This is a genomic window from Cardinium endosymbiont of Oedothorax gibbosus (assembly GCF_936981045.1).
In the GTDB taxonomy this organism is placed as follows: domain Bacteria; phylum Bacteroidota; class Bacteroidia; order Cytophagales; family Amoebophilaceae; genus Cardinium.
In genome coordinates, this window is record NZ_OW441264.1 from 53882 (window position 1) to 79536 (window position 25655).

Here is a 25655-nt window from a genome sequence, read left to right on the forward strand (position 1 = left end):
ATCTTTTTGTTTTTACAACATTAAGTGCCTCTATAACCAATTTGTGTCCTTTTCGGGTAGCCAAAGGGTTCTGTCGCGTCTATATTTTCGTTAGTAACGTCTTTTCTTTTAAGTGAAGTTTTGGATATATATTGGTTATTATTCGGCCATTAGCATAACAAAATTCTCAAAACCAGAAAGATGATTTTTAGCTCCGATTACTTGTCCTTTTTGAATCATACGAATGTTTTCTATCCCTGCAATGGTAATGGCTGCAGCCTTAAAACACTTAAAACTAAGCATAGGTTTTAGCCGTTTTTCGATAAACCTATGATCTTGTTCAAGTTCTGTATTGATCGCATCAAGGGCAGCTTTATTACTACCGTTTTTGTCAATTACTACTTTCTTAGGAATATTATTTTCTGTGATCGCCTTACGAAAAAAAGAAAAAGCTGCAGACTTGTCTCTATGCTCAGATAGAAAAAAGTCAACTGTATCACCATAACGATCTACTGCTCTATATAAATAGATTCACTTCCCGTTTAGTTTAACATAGGTTTCATCCATTCTCCAACTACCACCAACTGGTCGTTTTCTTTTGCTTACTGCTTCATCTATAAGAGGAACAAACTTAATAACCCATCTTTGTAGCGTAGAATGATCAACTCTTGCGCCTCTCATACGCATCATCTCTTCCAAATCTCTATAGCTCAAGGAAAAACGACATTTCATCTAGACAAATAACAAGATGACTTCTGCTGAAGAACAATAGCCCTTAAAATAAGGTAATAATTTGGGCGAAACATTAAACATAATAACTACTTTTTTAACTACAGATACTAAAATAATGATTTTTTAGAATAAACGCGACAAAACCCGTGCACAGGGGACTCATGCAGTCGTGCGTGCAGAACACGGTACAGCTATCGACGCCGCTTGTGAACAATTGCGTAGTCACGTGAGTTCGTGATTTATTTGACTGATTTACAACAATTTAACATCAATTATTTAGTTAATATTTGCACCTATTTAACAAGTTTTTATATCTAATTTTATAAATATAATATATATAATAAACTGATTACCAGAATTATTTGTTATTCAACTACCTATTTAACTGTCTATAAAACAAATTTTATAAATTTTTATTAATGTTGATTATCAAATGAAAAAATAATCTAATCCCGAACTCACGTTAGTAAGCACCTGCCATACAAGCTAGGGGCTTGATGCACGCTGCTACTTTTGGTATAAATGGTTAAAAAATAGTAACTTGGCTTAGCTACTTGCTTAAAGCAAGAAGGTATTGCAACCAAAATATGCAACATTTATCAAAAAACGTTCAAATATCATGAATAAAACAGTTGTTACTAAAGAAGAAATTTTAGCCTATCACGCTAAATTTCCGGCTGGAAAGATAGGTACCTGCGTTACCAAGCCACTCCATACACCTCGTAATATCATTACAGCCTATACCCCTGGTGTGGGCACTATTTGCGAAGAAATTGCTGAATCTAATGAAAAGGTTTACCAATATACCAATAAAGGCAACTTGGTAGGTATTCTATCCAATGGTACAGCTGTATTAGGCTATGGTTATATTGGTCCTTTAGCTGCTAAACCGGTTATGGAAGCAAAGGCAATGATCTTAAAACAGTTTGCTGGCGTGGATGCTTTTGACATTGAAATTGATGCAACTAGTCCTGAAGACGCAATACAAGTTATTAAAGCATTGGCACCTACTTTTGGTGCACTTAACCTAGAGGACATTAAAGCACCTGAATGCTTCCAAATTGAAGAAGCATTGATGGCTCAATTGGATATACCGATTATGCATGATGACCAACATGCTACAGCTATTGTAGCAGCTGCTGCTTTATTAAATGCCTTATTAATTGTAAATAAGGATATTGCACAGGTACAGATCGTCTTTAGCGGAGCTGGCGCAGGAGCGACTGCTACGGCAAAACTTTTAGTTGCCTTAGGAGCCAATCCGGCCCATATCGTTATGTGTGATAGAAAAGGGGTCATTCGTAAGGATAGAAGTGATCTTGAGCCTATCAAAGCACCCTTTGCTACGGACCGTTCCGTACATACCCTACATGATGCAATGGTTGGGGCAGATGTTTTTATAGGTCTCTCTTCTGGGAATCTATTAATGAGTCAAAGTATAGAGCCAATGGCTAAGGATCCTATTATTTTTGGATTAGCAAACCCTGTTCCAGAAATTTCTTACCGAGATACTATGACTACTAGACCAGATGCGATCTTTGCCACAGGACGTGGCGATTACCCCAACCAAGTAAATAATTTACTTGCTTTTCCTTACATTTTTAGAGGCGCTTTAGACGTGCGTGCTTCTGCCATCAATGGAGCTATGCAACAAGCTGCTGTACAAGCCATTCAACAACTAGCACAAGAAGAGGTACCCGTTTATGTTCGTAAATACTATGGTGGAACGATGCATTTTGGAAAAGAATATCTACTCCCTAAGCCTATGGATACACGTTTGTTCTCTACCGTTTCTATAGCTGTTGCGCAAGCCGCTATGGATTCTGGTGTGGCTAAACATCCTATTCATGATTGGGATGCTTATAGAATAGAGCTATCAGAACGCGTAGGGCATCAAAATTAATGGCAAACTATTCATGCTCTTTTATCTAGTTTTAGATTGAAAGTAAAATTATTAAATTTAAAAGTGATGCAGTCTACAAAAAAAAAGACCACTCTTGTAAAAGGTTACGATTAGAAGGTCTATCTTTAAAGATGACGAGAAAATCAGTTTGTTTAGACCTGAAAAGCGGGTTCTGATTTTCCAGCTTTAAGGGTAGGCCTATTTTTTGCACAGGGCTTGATTTGTATCCTACTTTTTGCTTGAGCAAAAAGTAGGATACAAATTCCTTATGGAACGATTGCACACTATGAAAATATCCCTAAATTGGCTCAAGTCCTATATTGATTTTTCTTTAAAGGCCTCTGATTTGGCACCTCTTTTAACCCAAAGGGGATTAGAAGTGGCGCACATCTATCCTACTATTAAAGGTGGTTTAGAACGGCTTATAATAGGTGACATACGATCCTGCCTACCCCACCCTAATGCAGATAGGTTAAAGCAAACTTTAGTGGATATTGGATCGGGTAAGCTGTGCACCATTATTTGTGGTGCCCCTAATGTACAAGTCGGGCAGAAGGTAGTGGTTGCACCAGTAGGCAGTACAATTTATAATTATGTAGACCAATCTCCTTTTCAAATTAAAAAAGTGAACATTAGAGGGGTATTATCTGAAGGAATGATGTGTGCAGAAGATGAGATTGGCATCGGCCCAGCACATGATGGCGTTCTAGTATTGGACACTACATTACCTGCCGGCACCCCTGCTAAAGACTACTTTAAAAATCTACTAGATGAAATCTTAGAAATTGAGATTACACCCAATAGAGGAGATGCCTGCTCACACCTAGGTGTGGCCAGAGAGCTTAAAGCTATTTTGCACCTTCCTACCACTCTTCCTTCCGTTGAAGCCTTTCATCCCATACGATCTGACCCGCCATTAAAAATAGATAGCATAGATGCTGCGCTATGCCCACGTTATACTGGACTATTGCTTAAAAATATCTCCATTCAGCCTTCTCCCAAATGGCTGCGCACCAGGTTATCACACATTGGCGTCAAACTTATTAATAATGTAGTAGATGTAACCAACTTGGTATTACATGAACTGGGCCAACCATTACATGCTTTTGATTATGACACCATCATCGAAAAGTCGCTTAAGGTTCAGCTGTGCGCTCCAGCTACCTTATTTATAGGATTGGACGGCATAGAAAGAAAATTGGCCGGTCATGAGCTTATGATTTGCGACGGAGCAGGTCCTATAGCGATGGCTGGCATCCTGGGCGGACTCCGCACATGTATTACAGATGTCACGCAACATGTTTTTATAGAAAGTGCCTATTTTAATCCAGCGGTTATACGTCGTGCTGTCCAACAGCATAACCTTAAAACGGATGCTTCTTTTCGATTTGAACGCGGGACAGATCCTAATCTTCCCCTTTATGCATTAAAAAGAGCTGTGCTATTATTACAAAAATTGGTCCCATCTGCACAAGCATATGAAGTTATAGAATATTACCCAAAGCCATTGGAACATTTTAATATTCCCATTTTTTATGCAGAAATTAACCGATGCTTGGGTAAAACGATTGGTCCAACCCTCATTAAACAAATTATAACAGACTTAGAAATAGATATTGAAGCAGAAACCGATAAAGGTTTTACGGCCAAGGTACCACCTTATAGGGTGGATGTTACCAGAAAAGTTGATCTGATTGAAGAAATTGCACGCATATATGGATATGATCGCATGCCCAGCCACTTAGCTGCTCCTTACCTCTCTCCTGAAAATAGAGTAGATAAAGCCTATAAGGTGGCAGAAGAAATTAGTAAAGTATTGGTAGCCAATGGCTATTATGAAATATGCACTAATTCTTTAACCAAGGAGGCTTATGGAGCTATAGCGCCTACTCAAAAAGCAGTCCCTATTCTTAATCCACTCAGTGGATCTACCAATATATTACGTCCTACGCTGCTTTTTAGTGGGCTAGAAGTTATTGCCTATAATCTGACACGCCGCCAGTATGACTTGAAATTGTTTGAATGGGGTACCATCTATAATCAAGCTAATGCAGCATACAACGAAGAAAAAAGATTAGCCCTTTGGCTTACTGGTCAGATAGAATCACCCAACTGGGTACGTCAGCTGGGTTCTGTAACCTTACAGAATGTGCGGAACACGACAGAACAACTCATGGAAAAGTTAGGTATTACAGATCTATCTTATAGAGCAGTAACGCATCCATTCTATACACAGGGTGTTCAAGGCGTACATAAAGATATAGTGGTAATAACTTTTGGCCAGGTGGAGTCATCTATTATAGATTATTTTTCCCTTCAACAACCTGTTTTTTTTGCAGATATTAACTGGAGTCATTTGTTAAAGGTCAGTAGATCCGAAAAAGTTTATGAACCCATCTCTAAATTTCCTGCTGTTAAACGAGACCTTTCTTTGATAGTAGATAAGACTGTTTTATTCCAAAACATAAAAGAGCTTATTCTAAAGCAAGGAGATAAAAATATTCAAGAGATCCATCTCTTTGATGTCTATGAAGGTCCGAATTTACCAGTAGATAAAAAATCTTATGCGATTCGTTTTACAATACAGGATAGAGAAAAGACACTGGATGACAAAAGTATTGACCAAATCATGCATAAGCTGATTCAAACTTTTGAACGTGACTTAAATGGCATCATTAGAAGATAACCAAGAGGATCGACGCATCATAGAGTGCTTTGAAAAAAGGCTTATGCAGCTACTAGAGGCTTATGCAGCCTACCAAAAACAAATCATCCAATTAACAGAGGAAAATCAGACACTAAAGTCCCTATTGGAAGCATCCAAAACAAACCTTAGCAGCTCCACTGCAGAAAACCATAAAGCTCTCCCATTCGACAACCATTTAGTGAATCAGATTAATAAGTATATCAAGGAAATAGATCTCTGTTTAGCCTATTTTGAACAAGCATAAAAATATGGAATCACTCTCTATAAAAATTAAAATAATTGATCGCATCTATCCCATCAAGGTGCAACCAGAGGATGAAACCTTTGTAAGAACAGCTAGTAAAATTTTAACAGAACAGATTAGAGGTTATCAACAAAACCTTGGCATCCAGGATCAACAAGATCTATTGGCTATGGTAGCATTTGATTGCCTGGTAAAATATTTAAAAGTGCAAGCAGCAGATACAAAGAAAGCGAATGCGCTTATGCAAAAAATAGGCAGTTGGAGCGATTGTATTGAAAAAACATTACAATCTAAAAGCAAGTAGACTTTTTCCAGTCATTTCTTTAGATGGCGGTAAACCTAATACAGCTAATAAAGTTGGTGCAACATCCGCCAATGTACCAGGCCCTGTTAGGCTAGCGGGACGACCTATATAAAGCAATGCACAGGTGCTAGGGTATGTGCAGTGTGGGGTTGTTGTATGTGCGGATCATACATACATTCTGCATTACCATGATCAGCTGTAATAATGGCTTCACCACTTTGCTGCTTTAATGCAGCCACCATTTTACCCATGCAACTATCTACAACTGTAATACTTGCTTCTGTAGCCAATTGGTTACCTGTATGGCCTAACATATCAGGATTCGCAAAATTACAAATGATTACATCATAAGCCCGTTGTTCAATCGCTTTAACCACTTGATTGGTAATGTCTAACACGCCCATCTCGGGCACTACATCATAGGTAGCTACCTTTTTAGAAGGAATAAGTAAACGAGTTTCACCAGGAAAAGGCTGTTCAATACCTCCATTAAAAAAGAAAGTAACATGAGCATATTTTTCTGTTTTTGCAATACGCAGCTGCGTCAAATCTGCTTGGGCCAGACAGGCCCCTAAACCATTTTGTATAGATAGAGGCGGAAAGGCTATACGACTAACGTGAGTTCGGGATTAGATTATTTTTTCATTTGATAATCAATATTAATAAAAATTTATAAAATTTGTTTTATAGACAGTTAAATAGGTAGTTGAATAACAAATAATTCTGATAATCAGTTTATTATATATATTATATTTATAAAATTAGATATAAAAACTTATTAAATAGGTGCAAATATTAACTAAATAATTGATATTAAATTGTTGTAAATCAGTCAAATAAATCCCGAACTCACGTGACTAGGAATATCAGCTGCATATGTGGTTAATGAAACGAAATCACCTAAACGGGGAAAAACTGTACGTTTAAAATGTCTAAAATCAGGATCGGTTAAAGCACGACTGAGTTGTCTTACACGATCTGAACGAAAATTCATAAAAAAAACAATATCCCCTGAATCAATCGTTACAGGTGACCTACCTGGTGCATAAAAATCAGTAGGTTGTATAAATTCATCGGTTTCACCGCGTGCATAAGCTGCTTGCAATCTCCTTAAAAGGGTTGAAGCGTTATAGGCTGCTTGACCAGCTACTATACAATCATAAGTCGCTTGGGTACGTTCCCAACGATGGTCTCTATCCATGGCATAATAGCGACCAGTCAGTGAAGCCACTTGACCTAATCCTATTTGCTGGCATTGCATTTGCAGTAGCTGGATGGATGTGGCTGCACTAGTCGGTAGTGTATCCCGCCCATCCAGAATGGCATGAATATAACAGCTTTTGATAGCCACTTGCCCACACAATGCTAATAAGGCATCTATATGTTTTTCATGGCTGTGCACACCACCAAGTGACAATAGCCCTATTATATGAACGGATGCTTCCGCATGATTTGCCTTACTTAAAGCGGATAACAATACCTTGTTCGTAAAGAAATCACCCGTTTCAATTGCCTTATTCAAACGTGTTAAGTCCTGATCCAGGACGCGACCTTCTCCAATCGTCAAATGCCCCACTTCTGAATTGCCCATTTGACCTTCTGGTAAACCTACCGAACAACCAGATGCATCCAATAAAGTATGTGGGCAGGTCTGCATTAAATGGTTCCAATATGGGGTTTTTGCACCTGCAATAGCATTATAACGCGTTTCTGAAGAATGGCCCCAACCATCAAGGATCAATAAAACAACAGGATGAGGTGGTTTGAATGTGCGCATAGACGCAGAAAAAAACAAAGCCATTTAGGATCATGCAGCTTTCTGACAAGATTACCTAAAAACAAGCCCGCCCTTGTAAAAAACAAAGAAGACGCATAGCTGAGAAAAAAAACATCTCCCCTTTGTAAAAAGTTGCGATTAGAAAATCTAGCCCTAAAGCTGATCGGAAAATGAGCTTAATTGGGGCTTCAGGGCGGATTCTGATTTTCCAACTTTAAGGGTATCTATACTAAATTTTTAAGTTTACGAATCTCTTTATCCTTCAAAAAGATCCATTTGCCACGAGGGATATGCTGCTTAGTGAGATGGGCATAACCTACTCTATCTAATTTATGGACTACATAACCCAAATGTTTAAAAACCCTTCTAATAATTCGGTTCTTACCGATATGGATCACCACGCCTATTTGTGTTGCATCTTCTTCTACTATAGCCGCCCGATCTACCTTTGCCAGACCATCTTCTAGTACAAGACCTTGTTGTATAGCATTTAAATGCTCAATTTGTATAGCCTTGTTCAATACTACATGATACAGCTTCTGAACCTTATTGGAAGGATGCGACAAGTTACGAGCCAAATCCCCATCATTGGTCAGCAGCAATAGCCCTGTGGTATCATAATCCAGCCGGCCAACGGGATAAATACGCTCCGCACAATACCTTTTGCTAATAAGATCTAAAACAGCTTTGCGACCTTCCGGGTCTTGCACGGTAGTAACATATCCGCTTGGCTTGTTTAAAAGTATATACCTTAGCTTTTCTGGATGCAAAGTAGCCCCTTTATAGGTAACTATTGCATCGATTGGTATTTTTGTACCTACCCTTTGTACAACTGCACCATTAACGGCGATATAACCTGACTTAATCAGTTGATCTGCTTCCCTTCTGGCACAAACACCCGCATTACTTATAAATTTGTTTAACCGTATAAGAGACGAAAGACAAGGCTTAATAGAATGATCCTCCATAAGAACATGACTAATATAACTTAGCCATTACGCTTATTTTTTTGTATTTAACTTTGCATCCACTGCATACATCGTATGCGGTACTACTTTCAAACGTTCCCTATCTATAACCTTACCTGTTACCACGCAAATGCCATAGGTTCCATTTTTAATGCGTTGAATGGCAAGCTCAATTTGTTTGATAAACTTTTGTTGACGCTCAGCCAATTGGCCTACATTTTCTGTCTCTATTACTTCTGCATTTTCCTCAAATGGCTTACCAGCAGATTCAAGGCCTGCCTCTTGACGACTCAAAACCTTTTCCAATACTTGGAGTTCATGGTTGGCTTTTTCTAATTTTTCTAAAAGAATCTTTTCAAAAAACTTTAGATCTTCAGATGAGTATGCTTCCTCTGCCATAACTTTTTGATCTTAATGGTAAGTAACCTACCGTAACAGCTTTAAAAATGGCTATTACATTACACTACCTTAATAATTTAAAATATTCACTTATGCTTTAGCGGACGAATAGAAGTGCATCTATAGGCTGTTCCAAAGCAATTAACATTCTACCACAATGTTCGCAAAGTACTATTTTATTGCGCTCATATACGCCTATTTTTTGCTGAGGCGGAATCACTATACAACACCCACCACAGGCTCCTTTTTTAACAGGAACTACAGCCAAATTATTAGACACATTGTTTCTAATCCTTTCGTAAGCAAGATATAAAGGTTCACCTAAAACTGCTATTATAGCTTTTCTTTTTTCATGTAAGGCACACTCTTCTGCTTCACTTGATTTTAAAATTACTTGAAGTTCTTCCTTTTTTAAAACCAAATCAGCTTCTTTTGATTCTAAAAGTTTACACAACTCTTCTAAATTAGCCTGTTTATGCTCTATATTGCCATAGGCAGTATGTAGAAATTTTTCTGCAAGTTGGATATCTAATTTATGCAATTCAAGCTCTTTGGTAATGGCATCATACTCCCTATTATTACGAACTTCCATTTGCTGCGCTTCGTACTGCTGGAACTTTTTTTCAGCTTGCTTGATAAATGATTCTTTACTGGCCACCTCCCCCCGTAGTGCAATCAATAGTGATTCACGCTCTTGTATGGTTGCAGATAAAGTTTCTATATGCGCTTCTAAGGCACATACCTCCTCTGGAAGGGTTCCCCTAAGCTTAAAGATATCATTAAGATGCGTATCAGTTTCCTGCAGTTCAGAGAGTTTTGTTAATTTAATTGCAATATCTTTATCCATTAGTTAGTCGTTAATATGATGAACAGGATTGGTAATAGTCTTACAGCGCAGTATTACAATATTATTAAATTCTTTTGATAATAGTACAAGTATTAGGTTTTTTAGACCTAATCGAACAGCATGATAGCCTATATCAATCAGTAATGTTTTACCATCAGCTTCTAAAAATTGCTCATATTGTAAACCTGTTGTAATAAACGCATCTATCTTTTTACTGAGTACTTCCTTGAGCAACCAACCACCACTTCCAGCGTAAACGGCCACGTTTTTGATAGGTCGGTCGAAATAATTTGTGTGTTGAAGATAGGATAAAGCTAATTTTGTTTTGATATACTTTAAAAAATATTTTCCTGGCAACTCTATGGGTAAAGTACCTACTACACCACTGCCCACATTGTTTACAACTACTTCCGCCTGTTCTAGATAATAGGTAACCTTTTCATAAGGATGTACCTGCAATAAAGTTTGAACGATTCTTTCCCTACAAAGCGTAGGTAATATAAAATTAAGCTGGCTTTCTTGTGAAAATTCTAATCTTGACCCAGTAGGAAAATGTGGTAAAGATTCTGATCCTGCTCCATAATGAACATTAAGAGCTACACCAGTTAGCTTTTGCGTGGCCAACACAGCTCCTACTTGACATAAAGATTGAACCAAATGTTTTTCTGCATGAGGTGGAACAAAAGTAGTAAGCCTATACAGTATTGCTTTGTGAGGAATAATGGGGTAGATCTCTTGTAACTCAATCAAATTAGCGATTCTATGGCTAGCCCCCCGACCCAGATGATCTAAATTGGTATTTAAAACGTAAATAGTAAGCTCATGTTTTATCGCTTTGATTACACATTTGCCAGCATAACTTTCTGGAATGATTTTCGCCAATGGTTCAATAAAAATAGGCTGATTTACAATTATAAAATTACATTCTTTTTCAATAGCTTCATCCAATACTGCTTCTGTTATATCCAAAGCAATCAATATTCCAGTCACTATATTACCTATATCACCAACTACAATGCCAGATGTGGCTACACCATTCTGGCTTGGCAACTGCACTTTTTGCTCTAAGTAGTTTATAACATCGGATATAGCAACAGCAGTATTACTATAACTTGGCGCTTCTTTTACGGTCATCGTGATGGTCAATATACAAAGTATGCAATATATAGGCTAATCAGCTAGATCTACACTATATTGGAGTGAATATAAGAAATTTATCATTACTTGTGTAATACAGTCAGTATATTTTTAATTAGAAGATAGAGTTTATGTTTTCGCTATGGCTACAAGTATTGAGTTGGGGGTATGGTGGGGTGGTCGCCTTACGTAATTTTCTCTACAAGAAAAAAATTAAAAGAAGTTTTTTTTACAAAAAACCAAAAGTGATTGGTGTAGGCAATCTCTCATTAGGTGGTACTGGTAAAACACCTTTAGTGCGCTATTTGGTCCAATTGCTTTCTAAGCACCACGTTATAGCGGTTCTTAGCAGAGGATATAAGCGCACATCAATAGGTTTTAAAGTAATCGATGCGCTAGAATCTGCTTTAACAGTAGGTGATGAGCCTTACCTTTTTTATAAACATTTTGTACACAATCCTAATGTGACGATTGCAGTTTGCGAAAATAGGTCTAAAGGGGTAGCAAAAATTATGGAATATAGGCCCAACATCGAGGTAATTCTTTTAGATGATGCGTTTCAACATCTTAGCCTGACGCCTCATTTAAATATTTTATTGACCACCTTTCATCAGCCTTTTTTTAAAGACCATCTCTTACCATTAGGCCGATTGCGTGAGCCACGTAAAGGGGCATCACGTGCTGATATAGTATTGGTAACCAAAAGCCCACCAAACTTAACCCAATCAAAAATGGATACAATAAAAGCAGCCATACAAAAATACCGTACCACAGAAATACCGATTTTTTTTACACATATTACCTACCATAACCCTATCGCGATGGGAGACGGCAAACAGATTAGATTGCCTACTGTACTATTGCTGGTTACAGGTATTGCAGATCCCCTACCCTTACGAATCTATTTAGAAAAAAATGGACACAAGGTTACACACCTGATTTTCCAAGACCATCACTGGTTCAATGATGCTGATATAATCAATATCATCCGTCTATTTGATAGATTAAGTGATCCAGATAAAGCCATTGTTACAACAGAAAAAGATTATGTAAGATTAATAGGCCATCATTGGAGCAAGCTATTATTCCCATTATCTATATTTTATATTCCCATGGAGATCGGATTTGCACAAGAAGCGCAAGAAGTTTTTGAGAAAAAAATTATGGACACTGTACTTTTTTAGCATGATATACACAACTCATTTCTACAAAATTTATTATACTTTACAAAATAGTTTGGATTTGCTAAGGGTGTCACCCTTAAGTTGACGCCATTCCTTGAACGGATAGACAATTTTTAAGTAGTAAATCATAATGGTAGATCTTTCAATTTGGTGGCGATATAGTTTGTTTTTTTTAGCTTTTGGCCTACCACTTAGCACTTATGGAAAGGCAAACGCAGAAGATATCTTTGAAAAACCTCAAGGAGAAAAAGTTGAAGCAACTTCTACCTTTTTTATAACACCACGAGATGTAAAGCAAAATTACAGAAAGTATCATCGGATAGATCACTCTATAACCAAAATGGACCGTTTTACGATGGCAGAAAGGCATAACTACAACTTTCAAGATCTTGGTAATCACTGGACAGCTGCTCAACACATCTTTTATAGGTTACCCCAACATATAGGTGCAACCTATGGGCTCTCTGCCTATGATTTTTACTTCCAGCAACCCCAAGATATACGTTACTACTATACACACAAAGCATATGCATATTTTAATATTGTACTAGCCAATTTGGGTAGTTTTGTATTTAATGGCTGTTATACCCAACGACTGCTTGAAAACTGGCATATAGGCACCCATTGGTATGGTGCCATGACAGAAAAAGAATGGCCGTCGCATAACAAAGATGATAAAATTGTTAACGCCTTCCCCTCTTTTGACATTTTTACGCATATCAAAAGCTCAGATGGGTCCTATCATCTATTCACAAGTTGGTCTAATATGCAGTATGTGACTAGAGAGACGGGTGGCGTACGTTTCCATAACAATAACAAAGAATTTGCATTTAAGGTACAAGATCCAAGTCAGCGTTACAAATCTTCTTTTCCACTATTAGAAGAAGAACACATGAAAAACAAAATTGACAAAGAAAAGCAAGTCATGCATAAAGACCTTAGACGTCATTTCTACCTCTACCACCATTATGAGTTTAGCAAACCGCTACAATTATACCATGAACTGGATTACAATCGCAAAGCTAATATATGCACCATTGAAAAACCAGATGAGGAATTACTGAGATTTATATCTGATCCACGGTATAAAGCGCATAACAAGGAGGATAACAGCGTTGTAATGAAATCCTTTGGTAATGAAATAGGCATTAAAAGAGCTATAGAACACCCTCATCTATTCTATGCAGCCTATTATAGGCTTGAAGCTATTGATTTAAACTATGATTTCTCTAAGCTTGAAACCCTACCATACAATCGTCTTTTAAAGGCGCAAAAAGAAGAAAAAGAACAATACCTAGGTGGTTATACGCGATGGTACTTTGCAAAGCATAGTAAGCTTCATTTAGATGGAGCCTATCTATTGCAGAAAGGAGGTTATCATAAATTAAATGTAGCTTACCAACAAAAATTTTTTAAGGTTTCCTGCCATACTATTAAGCACAAAACGCCTTATATAGTAACCTATGGTTATAGCAGACACAGGCCATGGAACAAAAATTTTGTAACACCATCCACACGTGCAATAGATGCAGAAGTATGGTATAACTGGTCTCACATAGCCATTCATCCTATCCTATCCTTTAAAAAGCTAAATAACCATATTTACTACAAGAAAGCCGTTCGAACGGATAACGATGACCATTGTATAGCTGAGCCTATGCAAGCTAAGACGCCTATTTACCTGCTTTATTTAGAAGGCAATGTAAATTTTTGCTTTTTCTCTTATTTCCATTTTGATCATAACCTTACTTTAATACTAAAGGAAAGCAACAAAGGGGGCAAAATTTTTACAGGCTATGTCCCTCCCTATATGTATACAGGCCGATATTATTTTGCACACCAACCTTATGATAAAAATATGGATATAGAAACGGGTCTAAATATACATTTTAAAGACCTTTACTATGGAGATGGTTACGATGTAATAGCACAGCAATTTTACCGCCAAAACAAATTCGCTGTACAAGGCAGACCAATTGTTGACGTTTTTTGTAATGTGCGCATCAATCATTTAAAGCTTTCTTTGAAATGGAGCTATATCAATGAATATTTTAATAAGCCAAGAGGCTACTTTGCTACACCATTTTATCCTAGCCCCAAAAAAGCAGCTGATATTGGTATACAGTGGTCCTTCTTTGACTAATAAAACAGCCCTATGCGTTTGCTGACCAATAGATACCCAATCATGTAACATCTTTTGAAAAATTCCTTGCAACTGCGTACCTTAGCACAGTGAAATAGTTGCATCTAACTGCTTAATGTGAGTTCAGGATTTATTTGACTGATTTACAAAAATTTAATATCAATTATTTAGTTAATATTTGCACCTATTTAACAAGTTTTTATATCTAATTTTATAAATATAATATATACAATAAACTGATTATCAAAATTATTTGTTATTCAACTACCTATTTAACTGTCTATAAAACAAATTTTATAAATTTTTATTAATATTGATTATAAAATTGAAAAATATAATCTAATCCCGAACTCACGTGCTTATGTTGCATTTTAAATTATTTAGATTATTGTATTCCATTCTGAGCCAGCCGATGCGTGCAAAAAAGGCATCTTGGGTGTTATATCTACTGGGTTTTATCGCGCCTTTTAGCGCCCGTTCTACGCCACAAGAAACTGGGGATTGTATCATGGAACATATAGCAGATGCCCATAGCTGGCATTTTGCAACCATTGCTGGGAAACATATTGAACTACCATTACCCATTATACTTTATTCTTCAGATAAAGGTATAGAGTGTTTTTCCTCTGCTCGTTTTTATGATCAGAACCACCGGCCTACGTCCTATCGTGGCTATCTCCTTTTGTATCAAAAAATTCATTGTTTAGATCCAAGTAGATCGGTCTTAGACCTATCGATTACTAAAAATATAGCGGCCATGTTTTTAAGCATCATACTACTAGTAAGCGGGCTGCTATGGATGACAAGCAAGTATCGGCGCGCCCCACTTGCTCCACCCAAAGGATGCTGTGCACTTGTAGATCTTATCATATCGTTTATAAAAAATGAAATAGCCATTCCTAATATAGGCAAGCAACACTATGCAAGCTTTCTTCCCTATCTATTAACCATTTTTTGCTTTATATGGCTCAATAATCTTTTAGGGCTTCTACCAGGTGGTGCCAATGTAACAGGAAATATTTCAATCACCTTAGTACTAGCTGCTTTTACCATTCTTACTACTATTTTTAATGGCAACAAACACTATTGGCGCCATATATTTAAGCCAGAAGGCGTGCCCAGTTGGTTATTGCCTATTGTGATTCCAGTAGAAATGTTGGGCATTCTAACTAAGTTTTTCTCCCTAATGGTTCGGTTGTTTGCCAATATTACAGCAGGCCATATTATCTTATTAAGTATTATAGGAATTATTTTTAGCATGAAAAGTGCATGCATCGGCTTGGTCGTCAGTGTACCACTTGGAACTTTTATGTTCCTACTAAAACTACTCGTTGCATTTTTGCAAGCCTATGTGTTTACACTACTTTCTGCTATTTATTTTGGGCAAACTGTTGATGAAGGAACCCATTAATATGGTTATAACCTCAGTTCGGGATTAGACGTATTGTGAACCAGTCATATATATATTAGTTATAGAAGGTTTTTTCTCTTTTAGTGCATAAGCTATAATTCCAGTTATCAAATTGACTAGAAAATTAGGTATGCTTCTATGCCTGGAATGTTCTATCTGGCTAATATTTTTGAGCTGATCTATAATAGTTTCAATTATAGATCGTTTTCTAAGCATCAGTTTATCCCAGAGTGGCATAAAAGCATTTTTCATATTTTTTCTGATCTGGGTAATGAGTTCCACGCCTTTCTCGATCAGTTTTTCAAATAAATCTTTGCTTATGTAACCTTTATCGGCAAACATTTTACCCATCAAGTGTTTACATAAATTGAGGCCGTTGTGATAGATTTCTATTATAATATTTTTAGGGTTGTTTAGACTGATTTTTGGTATTAAAGTGGTATTAATTTTATTATTTATTGATTTTCACGTACTTTTATTGCATTTTAGACAGACCATTCCCCTAAAGACCTCTTAATATGATATTTGGCGACCTGTATAAGTTATAGGCTATTGCTTCGATAACGTGTTGCGTATGAGTTTTAGCAAGTCCTATGTAGTGAGCTCCTGAGCTTCGGAACCAACTTTTAATACTTCCAAATACACGTTCTACTTTATATCTGGTTTTAGCTACCAATGTATTAAACCGTTTAGCAGTAGGTGATAAAGGATTATTTCTAGTAGCTTTCTTCTGAATAGCTGATTTTAAGGCTTTATTCTTTAATAAGGTTTCATTAGGTGATCCGCTATAGCCCTTATCTGCATATAGCCTACTACCTACTTTTAGCTCTACTTTATCCAATAAGACTTGTAAATGAGCATTATCATGACTAGATGCTTTTGTGGTACTGACTGCTAGGACTAAGCCTTCTTTACTTTCCACAAGGATGTGACGCTTATACCCATAGTAGAGATTATCTCCTTTTTTTGTCCAACTCGCTTCTGGATCTACACCTTTTTGATAACTTTCGGCTACAGTTATAGTGCCATCTTCATGGAGATCATAGCTTTTTTTACCTTTAGGGCGCCTAGGGGTAGGCGTAATAGAGGCATCAACAACTGCACCATGTTGAACTAATACACCATGACTAGATAGTTGATCGTTAATTATTTTCAATAACCTTTCTAGGACCTGCTTCTCCGTAAGCGCAGTCCTAAACCTGCTTAATACGCTATGATCTGGAACAGAACTATCCATGGAAATACGACAAAATCTGCTGAAAGTGATACGATCATTTACTTCTTCTTCTACTTGATAGTCACTCAGAGCATACCATGTTTGAAGCAACAGCATTTTAAATAAAAGAAGCGGGCTATAAGCTGCCTTTCCTGATAAACACAAACCTTTAGGATAATACAAGAAAAGTTCTTTTTCTATTACTTTCCAAGTAATCAGCTTATTAAGCTGATCGAAAAAAGTATGCTTACACTTACGTCGACTGGCTGAAATATCTGCAAAACTTAATTGATTATTTGTTTTGACGGCCATAACAATATTATTAAAAAGCTTAAGTTTAAACGATTAAAGAATCAACCTAATTTAACCATTGTATAACACTAAAAGTCACTTTTTATAACAAAGCTTAAAACTCTATTGCAACAACCTCAAATTTTCTACAGGAAGCCTATCATTAGTTTTACCTGTGGTCAGTTTAAAATTCATAATTTCTCCTAAATCATTGACTATCAAGTGCAACTTTAATCCAAAAAACCAACCGATGCTGGTTTTACCTTTAGTAGCAATCGATTTAAAAACCCTGTGCGTATATAGGCTCTTTTGATATGGCAAACCTTGATGGCTGTTGCATCCATAAAATAACAACCTGTTTTTGTTTTAGAAAAACTTTGTGTAAAACAGTACAAGGGAACTAACGTTCTTTGGATCAGTTCTATAAATCTATTCTAGCTTACTAACTTTCCAAATGTACTAGAATGAAATTGCTGTAAATGAATATAATAAGACTTAAAATTTCTAAAACCAATCACATGAAAGGCAATAAGAACAGTCATTATTTCACTCAAAGTTAATGAACAAGTTCTAGTGGGTTTTCTTTTAGAGTTGGTTAACAGTTGTTTTTCCATATACGGCATAAACTTTATGAGAAATTCATCAACAGCATAATATATTTCAACTAATTTTTCTACATTCATAACCGGCTCCTTTGGATAATCTGGTTAGTATTTTTTTATCTCCAAATTTAAAACACAAAGGAGCTTTTTAAAGCTATTTTTTAACAAGCTAATCCCGAACTCAGGTTAATATTATTTATTTTTTGTATATATTTGCCTAACGTCTTTAACGATTAAACAAAAATTTCTATGTTGACTTTATTAGACATAAGTTTATCATACGTTGGTGCTAGTATTGGTGCAGGTATCATTGCCTTAGGTGCAGGCATTGGCGTTGGAAAAATTGGATCAGCGGCCATGGAAGCCATGAGTAGACAGCCAGAAATAAGCCCAAAGATTCAAACTGCCATGATTATTGCTTGCGCACTGATTGAAGGTGTTGCGATTTTTGGTGTAGTGATTTGTGCTTTGATCGCTATGAAGTAATATTGTTTTAGTCGTAGTATTGTTTTAAGTTAAGCCTGCATAGCCTCTTTTCCCACAACCATATAGCTGTCATGACTTTAATAACGCCCGATTTTGGTATTATATTTTGGCAAACTATCACTTTCTTAATGGTCCTTTTAGTATTATCTAAATTCGCTTGGAGGCCTATTTTAGAAATCGTGAAAGCACGAGAGCATGCGGTAGCCAATGCTATAGATACAATTACTCAAGCACAAACATTAATCAAGCAAGTGGAAGATGACCGAGCTAGATTAATAGGGGAAGCGCATCTAGAACGTAAGCGTATTATTGGTGAAGCACTGGCCACCAAACAGGACATTATTGACCAAGCACATCAAGAGAGCTTAACGGTAAAGGAACATTTATTAACACAGGCTAGAATTGAAATTACTAGAGAAGAAGCGCGTGCACTTGAAGCAGTTAGAGCCCATCTGGGATCATTAGTCGTTCAAGTGGCTGAAAAATTATTGGTTAAAGAATTAAGTCAAGACCCGGCTCAATGGGCATTAGTAGAACGGCTTATGGTCAGTGAAAACCCATCTACATTAGTGCATGCAAAAGCTTAATCTATGTTCAAAAAAAAGAAAATAGTAGAACGATATGCTGGAGTTTTATTAGCCCAAGCCATTCAGAGTGGTAGGCTTAAACGCATCAATAGCGACCTCTCTTTTTTGCAAAATCAGTTTAGGGATCATCCTACATTAGATAGCTTACTCAATAATCCTACCATACCCGGCTCTGAAAAACGGAAATTACTTAAAAAAATTTGCAACCAAGGTCTCAGCCCTATGCTCTGGAGATTTCTTGAAATAATTATAGATCAATATCAAATCGGTTTACTGAAGAAAATTTTAACTGCCTTTTCAATAGCCTATCGCAACCATATAGGGATTCAATCTGCCATTTTAACGACCGCTGTTGCGCTACCAGAAGTTTTGATCAAGCGATTGATAGAAGAGGTAAAAAAGTGGGTTGCCTGTACAGAAGTTTTGATGGAACAGAAAATTGATCCTTCTATTATTGGAGGCTATATTCTTCAAATCGGCGAATTAAAACTAGATAGAAGTATAAAGCATCATCTGCACGTGCTACAAAGCGTTTTACACTAGCCATTTTTTATGGCTTAGCATTCCTATAGAAAACAATACATATGTTTTCTATGAAGCAGACAAAATGATAATTAAAAAAATGAAACCAATAAACACAGATGCGGTTACTGCAATACTCAAAGCACAATTGTCCAACTTCAAAACAGAAGCTGAACGAACAGAAACAGGTCTAGTTATTCAATCTGGTGATGGTGTAGTGCGCATCTATGGTCTCTTAAATGCACAAGCAGGAGAGTTGCTTTCTTTTTCGAATGGATGCAAAGGCTTAGCGTTAAACCTAGAAGAGCATATGGTGGGTGCTGTTATTTTGGGAGATGCAAATGCCATTAAGGAAGGAGATGTGGTTACAAGAACCAAGCATGTAGCTTCGATTCAAGCAGGGGAAGGCTTACTAGGCCGTGTGGTAGATACCCTTAGTCGACCTATAGATGGAAATGGTCCTATAGCTGGAGAAACGTTTGAGATGCCCCTAGAGCGCAATGGCCCTGGTGTCATTTACCGTCAACCTGTAGATGCACCACTCCAAACAGGGTTAAAAGCCATTGATGCAATGATCCCTATTGGCAAAGGACAAAGGGAGCTTATTATTGGTGATAGGCAGTCTGGTAAAACATCCATTGCAATAGATACGATTATCAATCAACGTAGATTATTCGAGCAAGGCAAACCTATTTATTGTATTTATGTAGCCATTGGTCAAAAAGCATCTGCTGTAGCTGGTGTATTTGAAACATTAACCCGACATGGTGCTATGGCCTATACCACGATTGTAGCCGCACCCTCTTCTGCCTCCGCGCCCATGCAATCTTTTGCCCCTTTTGCAGGAGCAGCTATTGGTGAATTTTTTAGAGACACTGGAAGAGATGCATTGATTATCTACGATGACCTGTCTAAGCAGGCAGTTGCTTATAGAGAGTTATCGCTATTATTACGCAGGCCACCGGGCCGGGAAGCTTTTCCTGGTGATATTTTTTACCTACACGCTCGTTTATTGGAACGTGCAGCGAACATTATTGCCAATGATGCAATGGCTGCTTCTATGAATGATATTCCAGATGCTTTAATTGGAAAAGTCAAAGGAGGAGGATCGCTTACTGCATTGCCTATTATAGAAACCCAAATGGGTGACGTATCTGCCTATATTCCAACCAATGTTATTTCCATTACGGATGGGCAAATCTTCCTAGAAATGAATTTGTTTAATGCAGGCATCAGACCTGCTATCAATGTTGGAATTTCTGTATCTCGAATCGGCGGTGCCGCACAAATTAAGGCGATCAAAAAAGTGGCTGCCACCTTAAAATTGGATCAGGCACAATTTACGGAGTTAGAAGCTTTTTCAAAGTTTAGCTCTGATTTACAAACTACTACCAAAAAAGCTATTGAGAGAGGCCGCAAAAACCAAGAACTACTTAAACAAAACTTGCATGCCCCTATGGCTGTAGAGGAGCAAGTTGCTGTTTTATATATAGCCATGAATGGGTACTTGGATACCGTTCCACTAGATCAACTAAAAATATTTGAAAAGCAATTTTTGGAACTATTGCGTATCCAACATCCTACTATGCTGGCAACTATTGCAGAGGGCGCGTGGGGAGACCAAATGACTCAGGTACTGATAGAGGTAGCAAAGCCTCTTCTAATGCAGTATTCAGGAAGTGCTTAAAGAGGCAGTTTCCTTATGGGGTTGGAGACTAAAAGATACAAGCAAATAACAATCGCTATGGCACATCTTAAAGAAATAGTAGACCGAATTAGCCTGATAGCCTTCACCCAGCAAATCACTAAAGCTATGAAAATGGTATCTGCTTCGAAATTGCATAAGGTCCAACAGATTCTATTACCTCTAAAAGAGTATACCACGCAATATAGTGTATTGTTGCATACTGCATTACAAAATATGGATGAGGCACACCTAGCCCATTCTTTGACAAATAAAAAAATAGGTCAACGGTTATTATTGATCGTCATGGCTTCCAACCAAGGGTTATGTGGTGCATTCAACAAAAATGTACTCAAAGCAGCTTATGAACAGATCACCGCACGCAAACAAGGGGCATCTACTGCTGTAGAGCTACTCGTTATTGGCAAAAAAGCCCATCAGTTTTTTAAAAAGTATCATATACCTATTATAGATGCCTATGTTGACCTGCCAGCAAAACCAACTGATCAGGCTAGTGCTGAGCTTACTAGTTATTGTATAGAAGCTTTTCAGAAAAATAGTTATACTGAAATTGTATTGGCTTATACTGCTTTTAAAAATTCCGCTAAGCAAGAAGTAACCATAGTTCGCTTTTTACCCTTTTTGCCTAACCTAGATGCACCATTACCCCTTGCTCCGCCACGCTACTACATTTATGAACCCTCCCAAGCGCTGCTTATAGCGCAGCTTATTCCTGAAATATTGAAACATAAAATCATGCATATGCTGGTTGAATCTAGTGCAAGTGAACATGCTGCAAGAATGGCCACAATGAGCCAAGCAACTGATAATACAGATGAGCTTTTAAAAGTACTTCGTGTCCGCTACAACAGAAGCAGGCAAGCGTTAATCACCAATTCCCTAGCACAAATTACAAGTGGCGCAGAAGCTTTAGCAGAAGCTTAAACGCAGAAGGCAATGTGGCCAGAAGGCTGAACAGATACCTACTTTCTGCAAGGAGATGGCTGAACAAAATAGCATTTTAGAGCGATCTTACTACATCTATCAACCGATGGGCATAGCCCCCCTCATTATCATACCAACTTATGACTTTGACCAATTTACCACTAACGTAGGTTAACTTTCCATCCACAATAGAAGAGTGGGTACTGCCTATTACATCTACAGAAACAATCGGCTCTTCCGTATAGGCCAATATATGGTTAAGTGGCCCCTGCGCTGCTTGGCATATTACTTGATTTACAGCTTGCTTGGTAGTCTCCTGTTTTAATAGAGCTGTAAAGTCAACCGCTGAACCATTCGAAACAGGGACACGCATCGCAATCCCATCTAATTTTCCATCCAAATGAGGCATTACAAGCCCTATTGCTTTGGCAGCACCTGTAGAAGTAGGAACAATAGAAAGCGCAGCCGCTCTTGCCCTTCTTAAATCACTATGAGGCGCATCTTGTAACGATTGATCAGCTGTATAGGCATGAATGCTATTGATCACACCCTGTTCTATACCAAAATGATCGTCTAATACTTTGGCAACTGGTGCCAAACAATGGGTTGTACAAGAAGCATTAGATACAATCACTGGTTTTGTTTTTAAAATAGCATCATTAATACCGAGTACAACGGTAGGAATGGCGCTATCTTTAGCAGGTGCAGAAAGTACTACCTGTTTGGCGCCTGCTGTCAAATGGCTACTGGCACCTTCTCTGTCTAAGAAACGCCCGGTAGCTTCTATAACTACATCCACACCTAGCGCTTTCCAGGGCAATTCAGATGGATGGGCTGAAGCATAGATATGCATGCGCTTGTTATCTATGGTTATGCTGGCATCATCAAATGTAACCTGACCCTTGAAAGCACCATAGTTGGAATCATATTTAAATAAATGAGCTAAAGTAGCACTGTTGGACAAGTCATTAAGCGCTACTACCGCTACATCACTATAAGATAAAAGCCTACGTAAGGCCAATCGGCCAATACGGCCAAATCCATTGATTGCAATATTTTTCATGATTACGTGAGTTCGGGATTAGATTATTTTTTCATTTGATAATCAATATTAATGAAAATTTATAAAATTTGTTTTATAGACAGTTAAATAGGTAGTTGAATAACAAATAATTCTGATAATCAGTTTATTATATATATTATATTTATAAAATTAGATATAAAAACTTATTAAATAGGTGCAAATATTAACTAAATAATTGATATTAAATTGTTGTAAATCAGTCAAATAAATCCCGAACTCACGTTGATTATAATATATCACTGACTTAAAAGTTCATCAAGTTTCTTTAATAGATTCAATTGGGTAGGATTTGTTTTTTTATACAGACTGAACCTATCCCACCAACCCACTGATGCAGGATTATTACACAATTTAATGGTGAGTAGCGGGTCTACCTTGTAAAGGTAAATAATTGTAGCCAACAGCTCAATACGTTCCTTCTCATTAAATCCTCCAAAGAAAACAGCAAAGAAATTCGCAATACTATGCCGATCTGCTTTATCAAAAAGCTCTTTTAACACTTTTTGATGTGATTCAGAAAATTCCATTATAAGCAATACAAATTCCTCTCTTTCCTCACCCTCTAATGGTAGTTTGGGGCCCCAGCCATCTTGTGGTATACCACCATCCATTTGTTCAATTAATTTATGTATATCTAATTGAGAAATGGAATCAGTATTTGGACCAGTAGCTTCCTCATAGGAAGGCGGTAGCGCTGCTGGGTCTACTGAAGTCTTCTCAGTAACTGTTGCAGTATGCATATCCAAACCACCTTTTTTACCATTTTGGCTCATAGCAGCTTTAAGAATCTTTTGCCGTTCATGATCTGGAAGCTTGGATAATTTTTCTTTAGCATGATCATTTAACTGCTTGAATGACTCAGGGAGCCACGATGCAATGAGTTGGCCTACCTCGTTTGGGCTAGTCGCCTGGACTATTTTATTTTTTAATGCAATGGCTTGATCGTCTGGTAATACCTCAACCAAATCGATATAGTGCTGCCGATCTGGCATAAACGCATTCTCGATTACCTGCAGCTCATTTGAGTGTTGATCAATAAGTTTTACTTGACCATCTGGGTCAGCCACTTTAGCAAGCTTTTGTTCCAACGCAATCCGTTCAGGCTTGGGCAGGCGCTTCAGTAAGTTATCATAGGCTCTACGATTTTGAAGACTTTTTTTTATAAAGTTTTTTAAAACATCTAGGTCTTTGATTGTTTTAACTTCTTGTTCCAGCTGTTCCCTTTCACGATCATCCATCATCTGAATTAGAATTAAATAATCCTTTTTGCTCTTTCCAGGTAGACTACCTAAAAGTTTATTACGCTTAGGCATAAGTTCGTGCCGTACTCCACTGCAACTTACGCAGGGAAAATAGGCTACAACTATGGCATAAACCAAAAAATAATGTACGAAAAATGAACATGTTTTTTGACCGGTTTTATGTAACATATGGCTGCTGCAAAATAAAGCAAATATAAATGATATCTAATAACGTGAGTTCGTGATTTATTTGACTGATTTACAACAATTTAATATCAATTATTTAGTTAATATTTGCACCTATTTAACAAGTTTTTATATCTAATTTTATAAATATAATATATATAATAAACTGATTACCAGAATTATTTGTTATTAAACTACCTATTTAACTGTCTAATAAAACAAATTTTATAAATTTTCATTGATATTGATTATCAAATGAAAAAATAATCTAATCCCGAACTCACGTTAATAGCCCTAAAATAACATACCTACAATAATAAGCAAAGTATGAACAATATATAAATTTAACTATTTATCTCATAAAGAAAAATATTGATTTTGTCGCGTTTATTCTAAAAAATCATTATTTTAGTATCTGCAGTTAAAAAAGTAGTTATTATGTTTAATATTTCGCCCAAATTATTACCTTATTTTAAGGGCTATTGTTCTTCAGCAGAAGTCATCCTGTTATTTGTCTAGATGAAGTATTGTTTTTCCTTGAGCTATAGAATTTGGAAGATATGATGCGTATGAGAGGCGCAAGAGTTGATCATTCTACGCTACAAAGATGGGTTATTAAGTTTGTTCCTCTTATAGATGAAGCAGTAAGCAAAAGAAAACGACCAGTTGGTGGTAGTTGGAGAATGGATGAAACCTATGTTAAACTAAACGGGAAGTGGATCTATTTATATAGAGCAGTAGATCGTTATGGTGATACAGTTAACTTTTTTTTATCTGAGCATAGAGACAAGTCTGCAGCTTTTTCTTTTTTTCGTAAGGCGATCACAGAAAATAATATTCCTAAGAAAGTAGTAATTGACAAAAGCGGTAGTAATAAAGCTGCCCTTGATACGATCAATACAGAACTTGATCAAGATCATACCATTCAAATATTTCAAAACAAATACTTGAATAATAGAGTTGAACAAGATCATAGGTTTATCAAAAAACGGCTAAAACCTATGCTTAGTTTTAAGTGTTTTAAGTCTGCAGCCATTGCACGCCGGCACAGGTGTGCAACAAATGGGGTGTAAGTC

At 37.0% G+C, this 25655-nt stretch carries 21 protein-coding genes and 4 pseudogenes; 13 read left to right on the top strand and 12 right to left on the bottom strand.

Annotated elements, in window-relative coordinates; all coding sequences use genetic code 11:
• Positions 1-138: 138 nt before the first annotated feature.
• Positions 139-792 (bottom strand): annotated as a pseudogene (locus tag NBW36_RS00230) (IS6 family transposase).
• Between the two features lie 538 nt (positions 793-1330).
• Between NBW36_RS00230 and NBW36_RS00235 the strand changes: the two are divergent.
• The 4 genes from NBW36_RS00235 to NBW36_RS00250 all read left to right on the top strand — a co-directional run bounded on the left by NBW36_RS00235 (position 1331) and on the right by NBW36_RS00250 (position 5869).
• Positions 1331-2614, top strand: coding sequence for a malic enzyme-like NAD(P)-binding protein (locus NBW36_RS00235; protein WP_250238308.1), 1284 nt, complete (start codon positions 1331-1333; stop codon positions 2612-2614).
• A 268-nt stretch (positions 2615-2882) separates the two neighbouring features.
• Positions 2883-5300, top strand: a complete 2418-nt coding sequence (pheT, locus tag NBW36_RS00240; RefSeq protein WP_250238310.1) for a phenylalanine--tRNA ligase subunit beta — start codon at positions 2883-2885, stop codon at positions 5298-5300.
• The gene (locus tag NBW36_RS00245) at positions 5281-5565 is read left to right on the top strand and encodes a hypothetical protein (protein WP_250238312.1); all 285 of its coding nucleotides are present in this window, start codon (positions 5281-5283) and stop codon (positions 5563-5565) included. Before pheT ends, NBW36_RS00245 begins: the two co-directional genes overlap by 20 nt.
• 4 nt (positions 5566-5569) lie before the next feature.
• Positions 5570-5869 carry a cell division protein ZapA gene (locus tag NBW36_RS00250; RefSeq protein ID WP_250238314.1) on the top strand — a complete coding sequence of 100 codons (300 nt, stop codon included), beginning with the start codon at positions 5570-5572 and terminating at the stop codon, positions 5867-5869.
• Between the two features lie 104 nt (positions 5870-5973).
• On the opposite strand, the gene NBW36_RS00255 is transcribed toward NBW36_RS00250, so the two are convergent.
• From NBW36_RS00255 to NBW36_RS00280, 6 genes are all read right to left on the bottom strand, one after another.
• Positions 5974-6417: an alkaline phosphatase family protein gene (locus NBW36_RS00255; protein WP_250238316.1), complete on the bottom strand. Its 444-nt coding sequence runs from the start codon at positions 6415-6417 to the stop codon at positions 5974-5976.
• 284 nt (positions 6418-6701) lie between these two features.
• Positions 6702-7646, bottom strand: a complete 945-nt coding sequence (gene gpmI, locus NBW36_RS00260; RefSeq protein WP_250238318.1) for a 2,3-bisphosphoglycerate-independent phosphoglycerate mutase — start codon at positions 7644-7646, stop codon at positions 6702-6704.
• A gap of 224 nt (positions 7647-7870) precedes the next feature.
• Entirely contained in the window at positions 7871-8614 is a 744-nt protein-coding gene (locus tag NBW36_RS00265) for a pseudouridine synthase (protein WP_250238320.1), read from the bottom strand.
• Positions 8615-8647: 33 nt separating this feature from the next.
• A complete protein-coding gene (locus NBW36_RS00270; RefSeq protein ID WP_250238322.1) occupies positions 8648-9013 on the bottom strand; it encodes a TraR/DksA family transcriptional regulator in 366 nt (121 codons plus the stop codon).
• Positions 9014-9110: 97 nt separating this feature from the next.
• Positions 9111-9860, bottom strand: a complete 750-nt coding sequence (locus NBW36_RS00275) for a zinc ribbon domain-containing protein (protein ID WP_250238323.1) — start codon at positions 9858-9860, stop codon at positions 9111-9113.
• 3 nt (positions 9861-9863) lie between these two features.
• Complete coding sequence (locus NBW36_RS00280) at positions 9864-10994, bottom strand: Nif3-like dinuclear metal center hexameric protein (RefSeq protein ID WP_250238324.1); 1131 nt, start codon at positions 10992-10994, stop codon at positions 9864-9866.
• A 134-nt stretch (positions 10995-11128) separates the two neighbouring features.
• On the opposite strand from NBW36_RS00280, the gene lpxK reads away from it, so the two are divergent.
• The 3 genes from lpxK to atpB all read left to right on the top strand — a co-directional run bounded on the left by lpxK (position 11129) and on the right by atpB (position 15735).
• Positions 11129-12181, top strand: a complete 1053-nt coding sequence (lpxK, locus tag NBW36_RS00285; protein WP_250238327.1) for a tetraacyldisaccharide 4'-kinase — start codon at positions 11129-11131, stop codon at positions 12179-12181.
• A gap of 130 nt (positions 12182-12311) precedes the next feature.
• On the top strand, positions 12312-14324 hold the full coding sequence (locus NBW36_RS00290; RefSeq protein WP_250238329.1) for a putative porin: 2013 nt from the start codon (positions 12312-12314) through the stop codon (positions 14322-14324).
• A gap of 412 nt (positions 14325-14736) precedes the next feature.
• The gene (gene atpB / locus NBW36_RS00295) at positions 14737-15735 is read left to right on the top strand and encodes a F0F1 ATP synthase subunit A (protein WP_250238331.1); all 999 of its coding nucleotides are present in this window, start codon (positions 14737-14739) and stop codon (positions 15733-15735) included.
• A 24-nt stretch (positions 15736-15759) separates the two neighbouring features.
• On the opposite strand, the pseudogene NBW36_RS00300 reads toward atpB, so the two are convergent.
• The 3 genes and pseudogenes from NBW36_RS00300 to NBW36_RS00310 form a co-directional block, all read right to left on the bottom strand.
• Positions 15760-16104 (bottom strand): annotated as a pseudogene (locus NBW36_RS00300) (transposase); the annotation flags it as partial.
• A gap of 133 nt (positions 16105-16237) precedes the next feature.
• Positions 16238-17263, bottom strand: a complete 1026-nt coding sequence (locus NBW36_RS00305; RefSeq protein ID WP_250238340.1) for an IS5 family transposase — start codon at positions 17261-17263, stop codon at positions 16238-16240.
• A gap of 117 nt (positions 17264-17380) precedes the next feature.
• Positions 17381-17925: pseudogene (locus tag NBW36_RS00310) on the bottom strand (IS982 family transposase); the annotation flags it as partial.
• A gap of 168 nt (positions 17926-18093) precedes the next feature.
• Here NBW36_RS00310 and atpE point away from each other — a divergent pair.
• The 5 genes from atpE to atpG all read left to right on the top strand — a co-directional run bounded on the left by atpE (position 18094) and on the right by atpG (position 22068).
• Positions 18094-18330 (top strand): ATP synthase F0 subunit C, encoded by a 237-nt coding sequence (gene atpE, locus NBW36_RS00315; protein ID WP_250238342.1) that lies wholly within the window; start codon positions 18094-18096, stop codon positions 18328-18330.
• Between the two features lie 71 nt (positions 18331-18401).
• On the top strand, positions 18402-18917 hold the full coding sequence (gene atpF, locus NBW36_RS00320; protein WP_256465580.1) for a F0F1 ATP synthase subunit B: 516 nt from the start codon (positions 18402-18404) through the stop codon (positions 18915-18917).
• A 3-nt stretch (positions 18918-18920) separates the two neighbouring features.
• Positions 18921-19460 (top strand): ATP synthase F1 subunit delta, encoded by a 540-nt coding sequence (atpH, locus tag NBW36_RS00325; RefSeq protein ID WP_250238346.1) that lies wholly within the window; start codon positions 18921-18923, stop codon positions 19458-19460.
• Positions 19461-19539: 79 nt separating this feature from the next.
• Positions 19540-21126 carry a F0F1 ATP synthase subunit alpha gene (atpA, locus tag NBW36_RS00330; protein ID WP_250238348.1) on the top strand — a complete coding sequence of 529 codons (1587 nt, stop codon included), beginning with the start codon at positions 19540-19542 and terminating at the stop codon, positions 21124-21126.
• Positions 21127-21183: 57 nt separating this feature from the next.
• Positions 21184-22068 carry an ATP synthase F1 subunit gamma gene (gene atpG / locus NBW36_RS00335; protein ID WP_250238350.1) on the top strand — a complete coding sequence of 295 codons (885 nt, stop codon included), beginning with the start codon at positions 21184-21186 and terminating at the stop codon, positions 22066-22068.
• Between the two features lie 76 nt (positions 22069-22144).
• Here atpG and gap read toward each other — a convergent pair whose 3' ends face one another.
• Positions 22145-23131: a type I glyceraldehyde-3-phosphate dehydrogenase gene (gene gap / locus NBW36_RS00340; protein ID WP_250238352.1), complete on the bottom strand. Its 987-nt coding sequence runs from the start codon at positions 23129-23131 to the stop codon at positions 22145-22147.
• Between the two features lie 257 nt (positions 23132-23388).
• Positions 23389-24465, bottom strand: a complete 1077-nt coding sequence (locus NBW36_RS00345; RefSeq protein ID WP_250238361.1) for a hypothetical protein — start codon at positions 24463-24465, stop codon at positions 23389-23391.
• Between the two features lie 552 nt (positions 24466-25017).
• Between NBW36_RS00345 and NBW36_RS00350 the strand changes: the two are divergent.
• Positions 25018-25616, top strand: a pseudogene (locus NBW36_RS00350) (IS6 family transposase); the annotation flags it as partial.
• Positions 25617-25655 lie beyond the last annotated feature (39 nt).